This is a genomic window from Rhodococcus sp. B7740, from assembly GCF_000954115.1.
Lineage (GTDB): Bacteria > Actinomycetota > Actinomycetes > Mycobacteriales > Mycobacteriaceae > Rhodococcoides.
The window spans coordinates 5,261,433-5,277,002 of the sequence record NZ_CP010797.1; the positions used below are offsets into that span (position 1 = coordinate 5,261,433).

The following is a 15,570-nucleotide window of genomic DNA, read 5'->3' on the forward strand; positions in this document are numbered from 1 at the left end:
TCAATCATCAATCTGATGGTGCGCTCAGCGGAACGGTTGGTTCCGCCCAGTGGTTCGACTCGGCGCCGGTAGGCGCGGAAGGCAGATTCGACAATGAAGAAGCTCGTAGGTGTGCTGACGGCCGTTGCCGTCGTGGGTGCTGCAGCGTGTGGTTCGTCCACCGGTTCGGACGACTCCGGCCCCATCAAGATCGGATCGGTTCATCCCACCACCGGAGCGCTGGCAGGTGTGGGCGGTCTGATGAACGACGGTGCTGCACTGGCGGTGGCCGATATCAATGCAGCAGGCGGCATTTCGTCCCTCGACGGTCGGCAACTGGAGTTGGTATCGGGTGACAGCCAGGGCAAAGCAGAGGTCGGACAGAGCGAGGCGCAGCGACTGATCGACGACGGCGCGGTGTCGCTCATCGGCACGTACCAGAGCGATGTCACGCAGAATGTCGCCTCTGTCGCCGAACGATCGCGGATACCGCTCGTGATCGACGTGGCGGTGGACGACAAGATCCTGGACCAGGGGTACCAGTACTCCTTCCGCATGCAGCCGAACGCCTCCAGCATGGGAACCGACGGTGCAAAGGCGCTCGCCGCGATCGAAGAGCAGACCGGTCAGGCCATCGATCGAGTCTCCTACCTGCACATCGAAGGATCGTTCGGCGACAGTGTCTTCAACGCATTCGAGGCCGAGGCTGCGAACCAGGGAATCTCGTCGGTGCAGGAAATCACCTATCCCGCAACGAATTTCTCCGACGCCACCACACAGGTGCGTGAGGCTGCAGTATCCAACCCCGACGTCATAGTCGCCACCGGCTACTACCCGGACGGTCTGTTGATCGCCCGCGCCGTCGAGCAGCTGAATCTGAACGTCAAGGGTGTCTACGGAATTGCCAACGGCGCTTTCGACGACAGCTCTTTTCCCGGCGACGCAGGCGCGGCCGGCGACGGTGTGTTGAGCGCCAACTACCACTTCGACGCCACCAGCGACCGCGTCACCGACATTCGTACGCGGTTCGAGGCCCAGTACGGACGCCCGATGGAGACGGCAGCGATGCTGTCCTACCAGGCGGTCGAGGTCATCGCGGCGGGTCTGAACGACGGAGCCTCCAGTGACCCGGAAGATCTGCGCGAGGCGATTTCCGGCGTCTCGATCGACGACCCGCTCCTCGCGTTCAGCGGACCGATCGAATTCGACGAGACCGGGCAGAACAAGAACGCAACCGTCATTGTCATGCAGGTCCGCGACGGTGCAATCGCACAGGTCTTTCCCGAGGAGTTCGCGACGGACGCAATCGAATTCCCCGTGGGATCCGGCCAGTGACGGCGGCTACCTCGACTGCGGAGAAGACGGGTAAGCGAGGTCTGGCCGGGATCGACCCCGGCATCCCGGTCGCAGCAGCGATCGTCGTCATCATGGCGGTGATCTACCTCGTCGGTGGTAAAGATCAGGGCTTGGTCACGCAGTCGGTCGTCTCCGGGCTTCTGCTCGGCGGCGTGTACGCACTGATCTCGGTCGGACTGACGCTCATCTTCGGCGTTCTCGGCATCGTGAACTTCGCTCAGGGCGCGATGCTGACGATGGCGATGTACATCGTGTACGCGCTGTCCACTGCCGGGTTGCCGGTCTACGTCGCGACACTGCTGGCAGTTCCGGTGATGTTCCTGTTCGGCATGGTCGTTCAGGCAACTCTGCTGACGAAGCTGACCATCAGTGGCAGCCACGACGGACCTTTGCTCGTCACCCTCGGCCTGTCTCTGCTCATCATCAACGTGCTGCTGATGATCTTCGGCGGGCGACCACAATCGGTCCAGGCACCGATCGACGGTTCCCTCGACGTTCTCGGTGCGGTGGCGTCGTGGCCGCGCGTGGTGGCGTTCATCGGTGCCGCTCTGGTCGCCGTCGCGCTCAGCGCGGTGCTGAAGCGGACGCCGCTCGGATTGTCCATTCGCGCAGTCGCATCCAACTCCGAAGGCGCGAAACTCGTGGGCGTCGACATCGGCAGGGTCTATGCGCTCACCTTCGGTATCGGTGCCGCGTGCGTCGCCGTCGCCGGCGGGTTGATGACACCGTTCACCAGTCTCACGCCGTCGGTCGGAGAACAGTTCACCATCCTGGCGTTCGTCATCGTGGTTCTCGGTGGACTCGGAAGTGTCGTGGGAGCGATGGTCGGTGGCCTCGTCATCGGCCTCGTGCAGACCGTCGGTGCGCTGTATCTACCGGGAACAGGCTCGCTGATCCTCGTCTTCGCGGTGTTCGTCCTCGTCCTGTTTCTCAAGCCCGAAGGATTGTACGGAGCTCGCCGATGACAACGACAACGACAACAAGCGCACCCACTCCGGTGCAGCACGATCCACGGTTGAAGGACACCTGGCTCCGACGCCAATTGATCACGCTCGCCATCGGTTTCGTCGTGGTTGCGGCATTGCCGCTGATGCTCGGTGAGCAGGCACAGACCGTTGCCGTTCGCACGCTGATCTTCGCCGTGATGGCCGTGGCGTGGAACATCATGAGCGGGTTCGGTGGCATGTTCAGTTTCGGCCACGCCGCCTTCTTCGGAATCGGTGCCTATACCGGTGCGTATCTCTTGGTCGAACGCGGCGTCTCGCCGTGGGTCTCGATGATCCTCGCGGCGATCATCTCGGCGGTGGTGGGAACGCTCATCGCCTACCTGTGTCTGCGCTACCGACTGGCCGGGTCCTACTTCGCATTGGCCACATTCGCCTTCGCGCAGATGTTCCTGCTGCTGGTGCAGAACCTCGAAGTCTTCAACAAGACCGAGGGATTCAACGTGCCGATCCTGCCACGGGATTCGTGGTGGATGCTGCAGTTCGAGAAGGGCAGCCCCAACTACGTCTGGATTCCACTCGTCATTCTGGCCCTCGCCGTTCTCGGCACGATCTTCTACACCCGTTCGCGGGCCGGGCAGTTCGTCCAAGCCACCCGCGACGACGAAACCGCCGCAGCGTCACTCGGTATCGACACGATGAAGTACCGGTTGATCGCCGTAGCGGCGAGTTGTGCGCTGACCGCCGTCGCAGGTGTCTATTACACGCAGTACTACTTCTTCGTCGGACCGGAGCAGGCCTTCGGTTCGGCGGTCTCCGTCGAAGCGATCGTTCCGGCCGTCATCGGTGGCATCGGCACGATCTGGGGACCGGTCATCGGTGCTGCCGTGATCGGGCCGCTGTCCGAGTTGATCAACGAACTGCTGCGAAACCCACCCGCCTTCCTCGAATTCCTGCAGGGAACAATCGGATTGGACGTTGCCGCGTACTCGGTGATTCTGATCGCGATCGTGATCTTCCTACCCAAGGGAATCTTCGGCACGATCCGTGAGAGGTGGAACCGATGAGCCTGTTGAGCATCGAGAACCTGAGCAAGTCGTTCTCGGGTATCCATGCGGTGCGCGATGTCAGCCTCGATGTGCCCGAGCACGAATTCCTCGGGATCATCGGCCCCAACGGGGCAGGTAAGACGACCTTGTTCTCCTTGTTGTCGGGTGAACAGCCACCGACCACGGGCCGAGTGATCTTCGACGGTACCGACATCACGGGTTGGCCGGCCAGCAAGATAGCGCGCGCCGGACTGGTCCGCACGTTCCAACTGATGCGCCCGTTCGAGTCGATGTCGGTGTTGGAGAACGTCACCATCGCCGCGTTGTCGAAGCGCAAGTCACGCAGGGATGCGCGGCGTCATGCCCTCGATGTTCTCGATCGTGTGCAGTTGTCCGATCAGGTCGGCGGCAAGGTCTCGGCCATGTCGACCGCGGGATTGAAGAGACTCGAACTCGCGCGCGCACTGGCCATGGAGCCGCGTGTCGTGCTCCTCGACGAGGTTCTCGCCGGGCTGGTCCCAGCCGAGCGTGCACCGATGATCGAACTGCTGCGCACAGTGCACCAGGAGGGCCAGACGGTGCTGTTCGTCGAGCACATCATGGCCGCGGTGATGGCCCTGTCCGAGCGCCTGGTGGTCATGCACGAAGGTGCCGTGCTCACCTCGGGTGACCCACGCACGGTGGTTGCCGACGACCGTGTCGTCGAGGCGTACCTCGGTGAGGAGAAAACAGCATGATGCTCGAGATCGACAACCTGCACGCCGGATACCGTCGTCTGGAAATCCTGCACGGGCTGAACCTCGCGGTCGACCGACACGAGATAGTCTCTTTGATCGGTGCCAACGGGGCAGGCAAGACGACGACGCTGCGCGCACTGTCCGGTATGGTGTCCACCTCCGGCGGTACGATCATGCTGGACGGCAACGCTATTCACGGAATGCGGGCGGATCGAATCGTCCGGGCTGGACTCGTGCACGTCGCACAGGACCGAGCTCTGTTCGGCAGTCTCACCGTCGCCGACAACCTGGAGATGGGTGCGTACACCCAGAAGCGCAGCGGCGTCAAGGAATCCCTCGACCAGGTCTACGCACTGTTCCCGATTCTCGCCGAACGACGCGAACAGCGGGCCGACACCATGTCCGGCGGTCAGCAGCAGATGCTCGCCATCGGTCGCGCGATGATGTCGAAGCCGCGAGTTCTGACGCTGGACGAACCGTCGGTCGGGCTCGCTCCCAAGCTCGCTGCTCAAGTGCTCGACGCTATCGTGCGAATCCGTGATTCGGGCGTGACCGTGCTGATCGTCGAACAGAACGCCGCACAGGCACTCGCGATCTCCGATCGCGCTTACGTCATCGAGAGCGGATCGATCGTGTTGACCGGCACCGGATCCGAATTGGCACACGACGAGCGGGTCAAAGCTGCCTACCTCGGTATTTAGGAGTTCACTTCACATGCATCTCTTGGCCTTCACCCCGATCGACGTCGACGCGGCAGAATTGCAGCGGCGCCAGGGTCGGTACGACCACCTTTCTCCCGCAGGGATCACCGTCGAGCTCCGCAACATCGGGTCCGACGCGCCGAGCGCACTGGACACCGAACGTGACGTCAGACGGTCGGAGGAGGTGCTGTCTGCTGCATTTGGGTCTGTGCACGACACGGAAGCGGATGGGTTTCTGCCCGACTGCGTGCTCGATCCCTGTGCCGAAGAGGCGGACTCGTTCATCCGGCCCCTCTACGGCCTGACCCGGCTGACGGCATCGTTCTACGCGTCCCAGGGGCATCGAATCGGCGCGCTCGCCCGCAACGATGTGATCGCTGCGGAGATGGATCGCCGGCTCGCGTTCTACGGGGTCGTCGCCGAGGCAACCCAGGTACTCGGGCTCGGTGTGCACGATATCGCCGACACCGGGGCCTGGGGGAGAGCGGTCTCGGAGCACGCGAGGAAGCTCCGGTGCACCATCGCAATCAATGCGTGCTCGGCCGTCGATCTCGTCGATCCACCCGCGTCGCCGCAAGTGGTGGACCCGACCGCCACTGCGCTACGGCTACTGGGTCTGCGATCCGAACTGCAGGTGTCCGCGTGAGCGAGGACGGCCCGGACCTGATCGTGGCCGGCGCGGGCGGCGGCCTCGTTGCTGCGCTCCGCGCCGCCGAGCTCGGCCTCGACGTGCTGGTCGTCGAGGCCAGTGCGCACTTCAAGCGAGGCAACAACACCGCGATGTCGACCGCGATGATTCCCGGCGCGGGGTCACGATGGCAGCGGGAGGCCGGAATCGAGGACTCGCCGCAGCAGTTCCTCGACGACGTGATGCGCAAGACGAAAGGCAGTGCAGACCATCGGCTGGCGTCGGCTCTCGCCGAAGTCAGTGCCACTTTGGTCGAGTGGCTCGCCAATCACGTCCGACTGCCGCTCTCTCTCGTGACCGACTTCTCGTACCCGGGGCACTCGCAATTGCGTTGTCATACAGTCGAAGGCCGCCACGGTAGTGGGATGCTCGAGCACCTCGCGCGAGCGGTCGCCGACGAGCCGCGCATCGATATGTTGACACCCGCGCGACTGACCGACGTGTCAGTCGATTCCGACGGGGTTGTCGACGGAGTGACGATCACGATGCCCGACGGCAGCGTCGACGTCGTTCCTACCCGTGCAGTTCTGTTGGCCACCAACGGCTACGGTGCCAACGCGGCCATGGTGGCGGAGCACGTACCGGAGATCGCCGCTGCGAGGTATCACGGCAGCGAGCACTCCGCGGGCGATGCGCTCACCATCGGCCGTCGTCTCGGTGCCGAGTCGGCGTATCTCGATGCCTACCAGGGGCATGCTGCACTGTCCAAGCAGGCCACGACGCTTGTCGGATGGGCGACGGTGATGCACGGCGGCATCGTGCTCGACACCTCCGGACGCCGGTTCGGTGACGAGACGACAGGTTACTCGGAGTATGCGGCCATTCTGGCCGCCAGACCCGGATCCGAGGGCTGGGTCGTCATCGACCGGTCGATCTACGACAAGTGCATGTCGTTCAAAGACTTCCAACAGACCGTCGACTCGGGTGCGGCAGTATGGGCCGACGATATGGACGGCCTGGCGACCGCAACGGGGCTCCCACCTGCGGCGGTGGTGGAGGAACTCACCGCTGTGCAAAGGTATGCCTCGGGAGAGGACTCGGATCCGTTCGGCCGCAGCTCATTCGGGCACACGCTCACCGGTCCGTATGCAGCCATCAAGATCGTGCCCGCCTTGTTCCATACGCAGGGCGGGCTCGTCGTGGACGAGAACGCACGTGTTCTACGAACCGACGGCTCGGCGATCACCGGCCTGTTCGCCTCGGGCGGTGCCGCGATGGGCATCTCCGGCCACGGTGCTGCCGGGTACCTCGCCGGTAACGGATTGCTCCCGGCACTCGGACTGGCCTACCTCGCGGCAAGCTCACTCCGAACCAAAGAACTCTAGAGAAGAAATTCGAAAGGACCATCATGTCAACGCTTTTGATCACCAATGCGCGCGTAGTTCGGCCAGGATCCGACGCCCCCGACGAGGGTGAGTTTCTGGATCTGCTGATCGAAGAAGGCAAGTTCACCCGTATCGAGGCGAACATCGATGCAGGATCCGCAGAGACCGTCATCGACGCTGCCGGCAAGGTCGCATTCCCCGGTGTGGTGGACGCACACCAGCACTGGGGTATCTACAACTCGCTCGGCGACGATGCCGAGACCGAGTCGCGGGCGTGTGTCCAGGGCGGCGTGACCACCTCACTGTCCTACATGCGGACTGGCCAGTACTACATGAACACGGGTGGTTCCTACGCCGACGTGTTCCCGAAGGTTCTCGACGCCACCGAGGGGCGCCCGTACGTGGACTACGCGTACCACCTCGCGCCGATGTCCAAAGAACACATCGACGAAATCCCCTCGCTGATTGCCGATCACGGCGTCACCTCGTTCAAGATCTTCATGTTCTACGGCAGCCACGGGCTCCACGGCCGGTCGACCGATCAGAGCGAATTCCTCATGACTCCAGAGGGGGAGCGATACGACCTGGCGCACTTCGAGTTCGTCATGCGCGGCATCCAGGCTGCCCGAGAGCAGATGGGCGACAAGGCCGATCACATCTCGCTGTCGCTGCACTGTGAGACCGCCGAGATCATGAGCGCGTACACCAAGATCGTCGAAGAAGAAGGCACCCTCGAGGGCCTGGCTGCGTACAGCGCGTCACGGCCACCGCACTCGGAGGGCCTCGCCGTCACCATCGCGTCGTTCCTGGCCGACGAGACGCAGCTGCCCAACATCAACCTGCTGCACCTGTCCTCGCGCAAGGCGTTGACTGCGGCGATGCGGATGGCAAAGGCGTTCCCGCACGTCAACTTCCGCCGTGAGGTCACGATCGGGCACCTGTTGGCCGACATCGACACCGCATACGGTCTCGGCGGCAAGGTCAACCCGCCGCTGCGTCCGCGCGACGACGTCGAAGCGCTGTGGGAGCACCTGCTCGCAGGTGACATCGACTGGGTCGTCAGCGATCATGCGTGCTGCAAGGACGAGAAGAAGTTCGCCGAGGACCGCGGCGACATCTTCGCCGCGAAGTCCGGCTTCGGGGGTGCCGAGTATCTGCTTCCAGGGCTGGTCAGCGAAGGACGCAAGCGCGGCCTGAGCTGGCGGCGTATCGCCGAGCTCACCTCGCTCAACCCGGCCCGACGCTACGGCCTACCGGGTAAGGGCGACATCGCCGTCGGGATGGACGCAGATATCGCCCTGATCGACCCGGACCACACCTGGACCGTCCGTCCGGAGGATTCCGAGTCGGCGCAGGAGTACACACCATTCGAGGGTTTCGAGCTAGGTGCCAAGGTGACCGACACGTTCGTCCGTGGTCAGCGGGTACTCGCCGACGGTGCCGTCGCCGGTGCGCCCGCCGGCCGCTACCTGCACCGCCCGTACCTGTGACGGGGCCACTGGAGGGCATCAAGGTACTCGACATCTCGACGATTCTCGCAGGCCCGCTCGTCGCGCAGATCCTCGGCGACTTCGGGGCAGAGGTCATCAAGATCGAGCACCCCACCAAGCCCGACGGTATGCGCGGGCACGGCTTGGACAAGGACGGTCACCCTCTGTGGTGGACGATGATCGGGCGGAACAAGCGCACGGTCACCCTCGATCTCGGAAACTCCCGAGGCGGAGCCATATTCCGACGCCTGGCCGCAGAAGCCGACGTGGTGGTCGAGAACTTTCGGCCGGGAACCCTCGAACGCTGGGGGCTGGGATACGACGTTCTCTCCGAGCTCAACCCTGGTCTGATCCTGTTGCGTGTCACCGGCTTCGGCCAGACCGGACCGTACGCGACCAGACCGGCCTTCGGAACGCTCGTCGAATCGATGAGTGGTTTCGCGCACCTGACCGGCGAAGCCGATGGGCCGCCGACGCTTCCGGCGTTCGGCTTGGCCGATTCCCTTGCCGGGATCGCGGGCTCGTCGGCCGTGTCGATGGCTCTACTGCACCGCACCAACAACGGCGGCAAGGGGCAGCAGATCGACCTGGATCTGTTGAGCCCCATCATGGCTGCGGTCGGGCCGGGCGTCATCTATGCCGATCAACTGGGCATCGATCAGGAGCGAACAGGGAACCGGTCGAGCAACAACGCGCCCCGCAACCTGTACAAGACCGCGGACGGGCATTGGTTGGCGATCTCCACGAGCGCCAACTCGATAGCCGAACGTGTGCTGGTGCTGGTGGGTCACCCCGAGGTGCTGGACGAACCGTGGTTCGCCACCGGGCGTCAGCGCGCCGCCCACGCCGACCTTCTGGACGAGTACGTCGGCGGCTGGATTGCCGAGCGGACCAAGGACGTGGTGATCGACGAGTTCGAAAAGGCCGGAGCGGCAGTCGCTCCCGTCTACAAGCCGAGCGACCTGTTGTCCGATCCGCAGGTGAACGCCATCGAGATGGTGACGACCGTCGAGGACGACGACCTCGGCCCCGTGCGCATGCAGAACGTCATGTGGCGGATGGGGGGCAGTCCCGGCCGGATCAGATACACCGGCCGCAAGCACGGTGCCGACACCGACCAGGTGCTCACCGAAATAGGGTGCAGCGCCGACGAGATCGAGGCCATGCACCGCGACAGCATCGTGTAGAGCGCGGCGGGTGGTCGCGGTGTCCGGTCACCCGCCGAGTTCACTCGGGAATCTGCTGCACCACGGCGGCGACGGCTTCCACCTGGTCCGCGATCCGTGGCCCCCATCTACTCGACAGGTCCTCGTCCATCGGGAAAATCCTGCCGTCTCGGACGGCGGTCATCGAACCCCACCCCGGTCGAGCCGCGACCGATTCGGCTGTGACGCCACAGCACTGGCTGTCGGCGAGGAACACGATATCGGGATCCGCGGTGATCACCGACTCGGCGGACAGCTGCGGGTAATCGCCAGCCCCGGATCCGTCGGCGATGCTCTGCAGACCGAACAATCCGTAGATCTGGCCGACGAAGCTCTGGCTGCTCACGGTGTACAGGGTGTCGTCGAGTTCGTGGAAGTACGTCAACGGCTGATCGCGTGTCGGCACGCTCGCGACGGCAGCATCGATGCGGTCACGCATCTGCGCGACCACCGCATCGCCTTCGGCGTCGTGCCCGGTCGCGTCTGCCACTTGTTCGATCTGCGAGTACGCGTCGTCGAGGCTCGTGGCGGCCGGGACCATCAGCGTCGGAATGCCTGCCTCGGCCAGGGTGGACGTCACCAGGCCGAGGTCGGTGGAGGTGATCACCAGATCGGGGTCGTACGCGACGATCGCCTCGAGGCTCGGCGTGAACGCAGACAGCCCGGTCTTCGGGGCATCGGCGGGATAGTCCGACTGATCGTCGACGGCCGCCACCTGCTCACCCGCTCCGACGGCGTACAGGGTCTCTGTCGCCGTCGGGCTCAGAGAAACGATCGAACGGGGCATCGCGTCGATGGTGACGGTCTCGCCGTCCGAGCCCGATGCGATCGTCCTCGGGAACTCCCCGCTCGACGCCGTGGTGGAGGAAGCGGTCGGCGGGGAGTCCGTGGTCGTGCTGCCGCATCCGGTCGCGACCAGCGCGATGACCGCGAACCCGGCTGAGATCATTCGTGCCGATCGACGCTGCACTGCCACTCCTGTGTTTCCGGTACCTCGTGGAGCGCCAACACTATCGGGTCGCGGTCAGCGAGCGAGGCTCCCTGCCAGGTACGTGCCGGTGTGGGTGTCGGAGACCACCAACTCGTCGACGGTTCCGGTGAAGGTGATCAGTCCGCCGTTGTGTCCGCCGTCGGGGCCGAGGTCGATGACCCAGTCGGCCGCGGCGATGACGTCGAGGTTGTGTTCGATGACGATCACCGACCTGCCCTCGTCGACCATCCCGGACAGCAACGCGATCAGGTTCGACACGTCCGATGGGTGCAGACCGGTCGTCGGCTCGTCGAGTACCAGCACCGGCGACGACCCGACCAGTTCGGTGGCGAGCTTGAGCCGTTGCCGCTCGCCGCCGGAGAGCGACGACAGGTTCTGGCCGAGCGAGAGGTAGCCGAGCCCGACATCCCGGCACCGGCGGAGGATGTCACGGATCTTTTTGACCTCGAAGAAGTCCTGCGCGTCCTCGACGGACATCTCGAAGATGTCGGCGATGCTGACGCCGTCGACGGTATGCCGGATCGCACCCGACCGAAAACGGCTGCCCTGGCACGTCTCGCAGGTGCTCGTCACCGGGTCGGTGAACCCGAGATCGGTGAAGATGACGCCGCTGCCCTGGCAGTCGGGGCACGCGCCGTCGGAGTTGGGCGAGAACAGAGACGGCGGCTGGCCGGTCTTCTTGGCGAAGTATGCGCGGATCGGGTCGAGCAGACCGGTGTACGTCGCGGGGGAGGAGCGGCGCGAACCGCGGATGGGTGCCTGGTCGATGATGACGGCGTCCGGCGCTGCCTCTCGGAGATGGCCGTGGATGAGGCTGGATTTGCCGGAACCGGCGACCCCGGTGACGGCGGTCAGGACTCCGAGCGGGACGTCGACGCTGACGTCGCGCAGATTGTGGGTGTTTGCTCCGGTGATGGTCAGCCAACCCGAAGGCGTACGGGGAGTGCGCAATTCGACGCCCTCGCGCCGCAGCGCGGCACCGGTCCTGGTGTCGGCGCGGCGGAGTTCGTCGTAAGTGCCCTCGAACACGACTGTGCCGCCGGCCTTTCCCGCGCCTGGGCCGATCTCGACGATCCGATCGGCGATCGCCATGACCTCGGGGTCGTGCTCGACGACGAGGACGGTGTTGCCCTTGTCGCGCAGCGCGAGCAACATGTCGTCGAGGCGGTGGACGTCGCGGGGGTGGAGGCCTGTGGTCGGCTCGTCGAACACGTAGAGCATGTCGTTGAGGGTGGCGCCGAGGTGTCGTACCATCTTGATGCGCTGGGATTCACCGCCCGACAGCGACGACGTCGCCCGGTCCAGGCTGAGGTAGCCGAGACCGAGATCGACGAGTCTTCGCAGCTGCGTGACGATTTCGGCGGTGACAGTGCCCAAGCCGCTGATCTGCCACCCGTCGATGCGGTCGGCGAGTTCGGACACCTGCATCGCGAACGCGTCGGGCAGAGACAGGCCTTCGAGCGTGGCACCGCGGATGGTCTCGTTGTAGCGGGAGCCGCCGCAGGACTCGCAGACACCGCGCGTGACGATGCGTTCGAACGCGAGCTTGGCCTTGCCTTTGAGGGCCTCGGCGTCCTTGGTCAGGTAGCTGCGCCGGAACCGGGACACGATTCCCTCGTAGCTCTTCATCACGGCGTCGGGGTTCAGCACCTCGACCTCGCCGGGCTTGGCGTCGAAGAAGATGTGGCGCTCGCGGGCGGAGTAATGCTCGATCGGGACGTCGAGATCGAACAGGCCCGAGTCGGCGAACACCCGATACGGCCATTTGCCGACCTCGAAGTCCGGGTGCCGGAACGGCCCCTCGCGCAGGGACTTCGACTCGTCTACCAGTTCGCCGATGTCGACGACCTTCGCCTCCCCGAGCCCTTCGCACTCCAGGCACATGCCGGCCGGATCGTTGAACGAGAACGCGTTCGCGAACCCGATCGTCGGGGTGACGCCGCGGGACCAGAGCATGCGCAGCCAGTCGCCGATGTCGGTGATGGTGCCGACCGTCGACCGCGGGCCACCGAACAGGCGCTTCTGGTCGACGATCACGACTGCCGACAGGTTCGCGATCAGATCGGCGTCGGGGCGACCGTAGGAGGGCAGGAAGGTCTGGGCGAACGCGGTGAACGTGGAATTGATCTGCCGTTGAGCTTCGGCAGCGATGGTGTCGAACACGAGTGACGACTTCCCCGACCCGGAGACGCCCGCGAACACGACGAGCGATCGCTTGGGCAGGTCGAGGTCCACGTCGCGGAGATTGTTCTCGCGTGCTCCGCGAACGATGATCGTGGACAGTTCGTTGCTGGATGGCTGGGCTGGGGTGGTCGGCTGGGCCTGGGTCATGTGCGCTGAGGTCGCCTTTCGCCGCCCCCGACGCTGGTTCGTCCGGGGCCGACGCAGTCTACCGTACGCCGTACGGAAATGCCGTTCATGCTTCCGCAGTAACAGACTTACCGGTCTGGCGATCTCACATGGGCGCCGATTGCATCAGGCCATCGGTCGTGTCGAAAGGTATTCATGACCAGTAGTAGTCGTTTCCGCGTGCGGTCGGCCATCGTGCTCGCCCTCCCGGCGATCGTCCTCGCGGGCTGCGGATCGCAGGACTCCACCGAGCCCGAAGTCCGCACCGAAGTAAGGACTGTGACCGTCGAGGCAACGGCAACCCCACCGACGATCGCGCCGACGTCGATCGACAGGATCGTCCTTCCGGACACCACTGCGCCCGAGCCGTCCACATCGGAACCGGCCGCGCCGGTCCTCGTTGCCATGCCTCCGGTCGTATGCATGAATTTGCAGTCCGCGCAGAATGCGATCCAGGCAGCCGGGGTCTTCTACTCCCGCAGCGCCGATGCCTCCGGCGAAGGTCGGATGCAGGTCAACGACTCGAACTGGATTGTCGTGGCGCAGGATCCGCCCGCAGGGACGCTGATCGGTGAGGGAGATGCTCTGCTGTCCGCGGTGAAGATCGGTGAGCCGAACAACTGCTGATCTAGCTGCGAAGGCTGGGCTTGCCCGCTGGAGCCGGTTTCTGCTCGGTCGAGCTGTACGCGAGGTGGCCGCCGATGAGGCCGCCGACGCTCGCTGTGGCGAGACCGGCTGCAGCCAGGGCCTTGGCGATGCCATCGGTCTGTTTCCGGCGACGTAGGTAGGAGCCGAGAAAGAGGAAGACGCCGGTCGCGTTGGAGGCCGCGTGGATGATCCCGACTCGTCGCTGGCGGGTGTTCATCGTCGACCAGTCGGCCCATCCGGTGGCGATGGCGGCCGGCGCGGACACGAGCCCGATGGAGATCACAAGCTTGCTTGCTCTCGACTGGTGATTCAGCAGGTCCAGAGCAACGGCGCTGGTCCAGCTGCCGATGGTGACGTTGACCAGAGCCGGGTGGATGGGGTGGCCGATCCACTGTCCGCGGAGCGCGCCGCCGACGGTGCTGTCGTCGAGTGCGGGCTCGAGGACGTCGTTGATCGCGTTGCTCGCTCCGTCGAGGAACGATGCCGATTCGAGGCTGTCTAGTGCTTGCTTGAGTGTCATACGTTGCCGCATGCCCCGCTGACGCTGCGCGAACCGTAAGGGCAGCCAAACACGGGACGAGATGCTTGGACGTCCTATAACGTCAGGTGATGAGCAGCGGAACACGAGTGAACACCGTCGACGGCGTCCTGCGGCGGTCGGCCGCGAAATTCCCCGACCGTCTCGCCGTGACCTTCGAGGGACGCTGCCACACCTACGGAGAACTCGATACCGCCGTCACCCGCGCCGCCCGACGACTGATCGCGTTGGGGTTGAACAAGGGTGACCGCGTCGCGGCGTACGGCGTCAACTCGGATGCGTACGTTGTTGCGTTTCTCGCCTGTGCGCGAGCCGGATTGGTGCACGTTCCGATCAACTACGCGCTGGTGGGCGACGAATTGCAGTACTTGCTCGATCAGTCGGGCTCCCGCGTGGTTCTCGTGGATCCGGCTTTGACGGCCACCCTCGACTCCGTTCGTGCAAACCTGACGATCGAGCACGTTTTTTCCCTTCCCGATGTACTGGGCACGGACGGCGACGGCTCCGAACTAGAGCCCGCCGCCGATTCGACCGACCCAGCTCAGCTGCTCTACACCTCCGGAACGACGTCGAAACCCAAGGGCGCGATGATGTCTCACGGAGCACTCGTCGCCGAATACGTCTCGTGCGTGATCGCGCTCGGGTTCACCCAGGACGACGATCCACTGCTCGTGATGCCGATGTACCACTCGGCGGGAATGCACGTGTTCATGCTGCCGTATCTGTCGGTGGGTGCCACGGTCCGCTTGATGCGCAGGCCGGACGTTCCGGAGATCCTGCGCCGCATCGAAGAGGAGAAGATCAAGTCTCTGTTCCTGGCCCCCACGGTGTGGGTTCCGCTCGCCAATCACCCCGACCTGGCCACGCGTGACCTGTCGTCGCTGAAGAAGGCGCAGTACGGTTCGTCGATCATGCCTGTCACCGTTCTCACTCGGCTACGTGAGCGGTACCCGGACATCGAGTTCTACAACTGCTTCGGGCAGTCCGAGATCGGTCCACTGGCAACGGTATTGCAGCCCGAGGAGCACGAGGCGCGGCCGGCGTCGTGCGGCCGTGCGGTGTTCTTCGTCGAGACCCGTGTCGTCGATGCCGACGGGAACGATGTGCCGGACGGCGAAGCCGGAGAGATCCTCTACCGTTCTCCTCAGCTGTGCGACGGCTACTGGGACAAGCCGGAGGCGACGGCAGATGCGTTCTCGGATGGGTGGTTTCATTCAGGCGACCTGGTGACCCGCGACGCCGAGGGTTTCATCACCGTGGTCGACCGGATCAAGGACGTCATCAACACCGGCGGCATTCTCGTCGCGTCACGCGAGGTAGAGGATGCGATCTACACCCATCCGGCGGTCGCCGAGGTCGCGGTGATCGGGACGCCCGACGACAAGTGGATCGAAGCGGTGACGGCAGTCGTTGTGCTCAAGGAGGGCAGTGAGTTGTCGTCGCAGGCGTTGATCGACCATGTGAAGGGTCGTATAGCGCCGTTCAAGGTGCCCAAGACCGTCACCTTCGTCGACGAATTGCCACGTAATCAGAGCGGAAAACTGCTCAAGCGTGAGCTGCGTGGTTGACC

14 protein-coding genes are annotated in these 15,570 nt (G+C 64.5%); 11 read left to right on the top strand and 3 right to left on the bottom strand.

From position 1 onward, the window contains the following. Positions 1-93: 93 nt before the first annotated feature. Genes NY08_RS24635 through NY08_RS24675 form a run of 9 tightly spaced genes read left to right on the top strand, consistent with a single transcriptional unit; the run spans position 94 to position 9,456 of the window. Positions 94-1,314 carry an ABC transporter substrate-binding protein gene (locus NY08_RS24635; RefSeq protein ID WP_045199334.1) on the top strand — a complete coding sequence of 407 codons (1,221 nt, stop codon included), beginning with the start codon at positions 94-96 and terminating at the stop codon, positions 1,312-1,314. After that, positions 1,311-2,300, top strand: a complete 990-nt coding sequence (locus tag NY08_RS24640; RefSeq protein ID WP_045199335.1) for a branched-chain amino acid ABC transporter permease — start codon at positions 1,311-1,313, stop codon at positions 2,298-2,300. Before NY08_RS24635 ends, NY08_RS24640 begins: the two co-directional genes overlap by 4 nt. Continuing rightward, the gene (locus tag NY08_RS24645; RefSeq protein WP_045199337.1) at positions 2,297-3,346 is read left to right on the top strand and encodes a branched-chain amino acid ABC transporter permease; all 1,050 of its coding nucleotides are present in this window, start codon (positions 2,297-2,299) and stop codon (positions 3,344-3,346) included. The genes NY08_RS24640 and NY08_RS24645 overlap by 4 nt, the downstream gene beginning before the upstream one ends. Continuing rightward, the gene (locus tag NY08_RS24650) at positions 3,343-4,065 is read left to right on the top strand and encodes an ABC transporter ATP-binding protein (protein WP_032395095.1); all 723 of its coding nucleotides are present in this window, start codon (positions 3,343-3,345) and stop codon (positions 4,063-4,065) included. Before NY08_RS24645 ends, NY08_RS24650 begins: the two co-directional genes overlap by 4 nt. Then, a complete protein-coding gene (locus tag NY08_RS24655) occupies positions 4,062-4,766 on the top strand; it encodes an ABC transporter ATP-binding protein (RefSeq protein ID WP_032394949.1) in 705 nt (234 codons plus the stop codon). The genes NY08_RS24650 and NY08_RS24655 overlap by 4 nt, the downstream gene beginning before the upstream one ends. A 13-nt stretch (positions 4,767-4,779) precedes the next feature. Further along, positions 4,780-5,412, top strand: a complete 633-nt coding sequence (locus NY08_RS24660) for a hypothetical protein (protein WP_045199340.1) — start codon at positions 4,780-4,782, stop codon at positions 5,410-5,412. Further along, positions 5,409-6,779: an FAD-dependent oxidoreductase gene (locus NY08_RS24665; RefSeq protein WP_045199342.1), complete on the top strand. Its 1,371-nt coding sequence runs from the start codon at positions 5,409-5,411 to the stop codon at positions 6,777-6,779. The genes NY08_RS24660 and NY08_RS24665 overlap by 4 nt, the downstream gene beginning before the upstream one ends. A gap of 23 nt (positions 6,780-6,802) precedes the next feature. Next, entirely contained in the window at positions 6,803-8,269 is a 1,467-nt protein-coding gene (locus NY08_RS24670) for a dihydroorotase (RefSeq protein ID WP_045199344.1), read from the top strand. Beyond that, positions 8,266-9,456, top strand: a complete 1,191-nt coding sequence (locus NY08_RS24675) for a CaiB/BaiF CoA transferase family protein (protein ID WP_032394952.1) — start codon at positions 8,266-8,268, stop codon at positions 9,454-9,456. Before NY08_RS24670 ends, NY08_RS24675 begins: the two co-directional genes overlap by 4 nt. A 40-nt stretch (positions 9,457-9,496) precedes the next feature. Here the strand turns inward: NY08_RS24675 and NY08_RS24680 are convergent, their stop codons facing one another. Together NY08_RS24680 and NY08_RS24685 are read right to left on the bottom strand one after the other, a co-directional pair. Next, the gene (locus tag NY08_RS24680; protein ID WP_045199346.1) at positions 9,497-10,423 is read right to left on the bottom strand and encodes an ABC transporter substrate-binding protein; all 927 of its coding nucleotides are present in this window, start codon (positions 10,421-10,423) and stop codon (positions 9,497-9,499) included. Positions 10,424-10,498: 75 nt separating this feature from the next. Next, complete coding sequence (locus tag NY08_RS24685; RefSeq protein WP_045199349.1) at positions 10,499-12,796, bottom strand: ATP-binding cassette domain-containing protein; 2,298 nt, start codon at positions 12,794-12,796, stop codon at positions 10,499-10,501. Between the two features lie 174 nt (positions 12,797-12,970). Here NY08_RS24685 and NY08_RS26540 point away from each other — a divergent pair, with 174 nt between their 5' ends. Further along, a complete protein-coding gene (locus tag NY08_RS26540; protein WP_230596718.1) occupies positions 12,971-13,441 on the top strand; it encodes a PASTA domain-containing protein in 471 nt (156 codons plus the stop codon). A gap of 1 nt (position 13,442) precedes the next feature. Here the strand turns inward: NY08_RS26540 and NY08_RS24695 are convergent, their stop codons facing one another. Further along, on the bottom strand, positions 13,443-13,982 hold the full coding sequence (locus tag NY08_RS24695; protein ID WP_045199351.1) for a DUF2231 domain-containing protein: 540 nt from the start codon (positions 13,980-13,982) through the stop codon (positions 13,443-13,445). Positions 13,983-14,071: 89 nt separating this feature from the next. Between NY08_RS24695 and NY08_RS24700 the strand changes: the two genes are divergently transcribed. After that, the gene (locus tag NY08_RS24700; protein WP_045199353.1) at positions 14,072-15,568 is read left to right on the top strand and encodes an acyl-CoA synthetase; all 1,497 of its coding nucleotides are present in this window, start codon (positions 14,072-14,074) and stop codon (positions 15,566-15,568) included. Positions 15,569-15,570 lie beyond the last annotated feature (2 nt).

Bases quoted from the DNA above. Each gene is read 5' to 3' on its own strand.
- NY08_RS24635 (WP_045199334.1), top strand. From the start codon at position 94: ATGAAGAAGCTCGTAGGTGTGCTGACGGCCGTTGCCGTCGTGGGTGCT.
- NY08_RS24645 (WP_045199337.1), top strand. From the start codon at position 2,297: ATGACAACGACAACGACAACAAGCGCACCCACTCCGGTGCAGCACGAT.
- NY08_RS24650 (WP_032395095.1), top strand. From the start codon at position 3,343: ATGAGCCTGTTGAGCATCGAGAACCTGAGCAAGTCGTTCTCGGGTATC.
- NY08_RS24655 (WP_032394949.1), top strand. From the start codon at position 4,062: ATGATGCTCGAGATCGACAACCTGCACGCCGGATACCGTCGTCTGGAA.
- NY08_RS24660 (WP_045199340.1), top strand. From the start codon at position 4,780: ATGCATCTCTTGGCCTTCACCCCGATCGACGTCGACGCGGCAGAATTG.
- NY08_RS24670 (WP_045199344.1), top strand. From the start codon at position 6,803: ATGTCAACGCTTTTGATCACCAATGCGCGCGTAGTTCGGCCAGGATCC.
- NY08_RS24680 (WP_045199346.1), bottom strand. From the start codon at position 10,423: ATGATCTCAGCCGGGTTCGCGGTCATCGCGCTGGTCGCGACCGGATGC.
- NY08_RS24685 (WP_045199349.1), bottom strand. From the start codon at position 12,796: ATGACCCAGGCCCAGCCGACCACCCCAGCCCAGCCATCCAGCAACGAA.
- NY08_RS26540 (WP_230596718.1), top strand. From the start codon at position 12,971: ATGACCAGTAGTAGTCGTTTCCGCGTGCGGTCGGCCATCGTGCTCGCC.
- NY08_RS24695 (WP_045199351.1), bottom strand. From the start codon at position 13,982: ATGACACTCAAGCAAGCACTAGACAGCCTCGAATCGGCATCGTTCCTC.
- NY08_RS24700 (WP_045199353.1), top strand. From the start codon at position 14,072: ATGAGCAGCGGAACACGAGTGAACACCGTCGACGGCGTCCTGCGGCGG.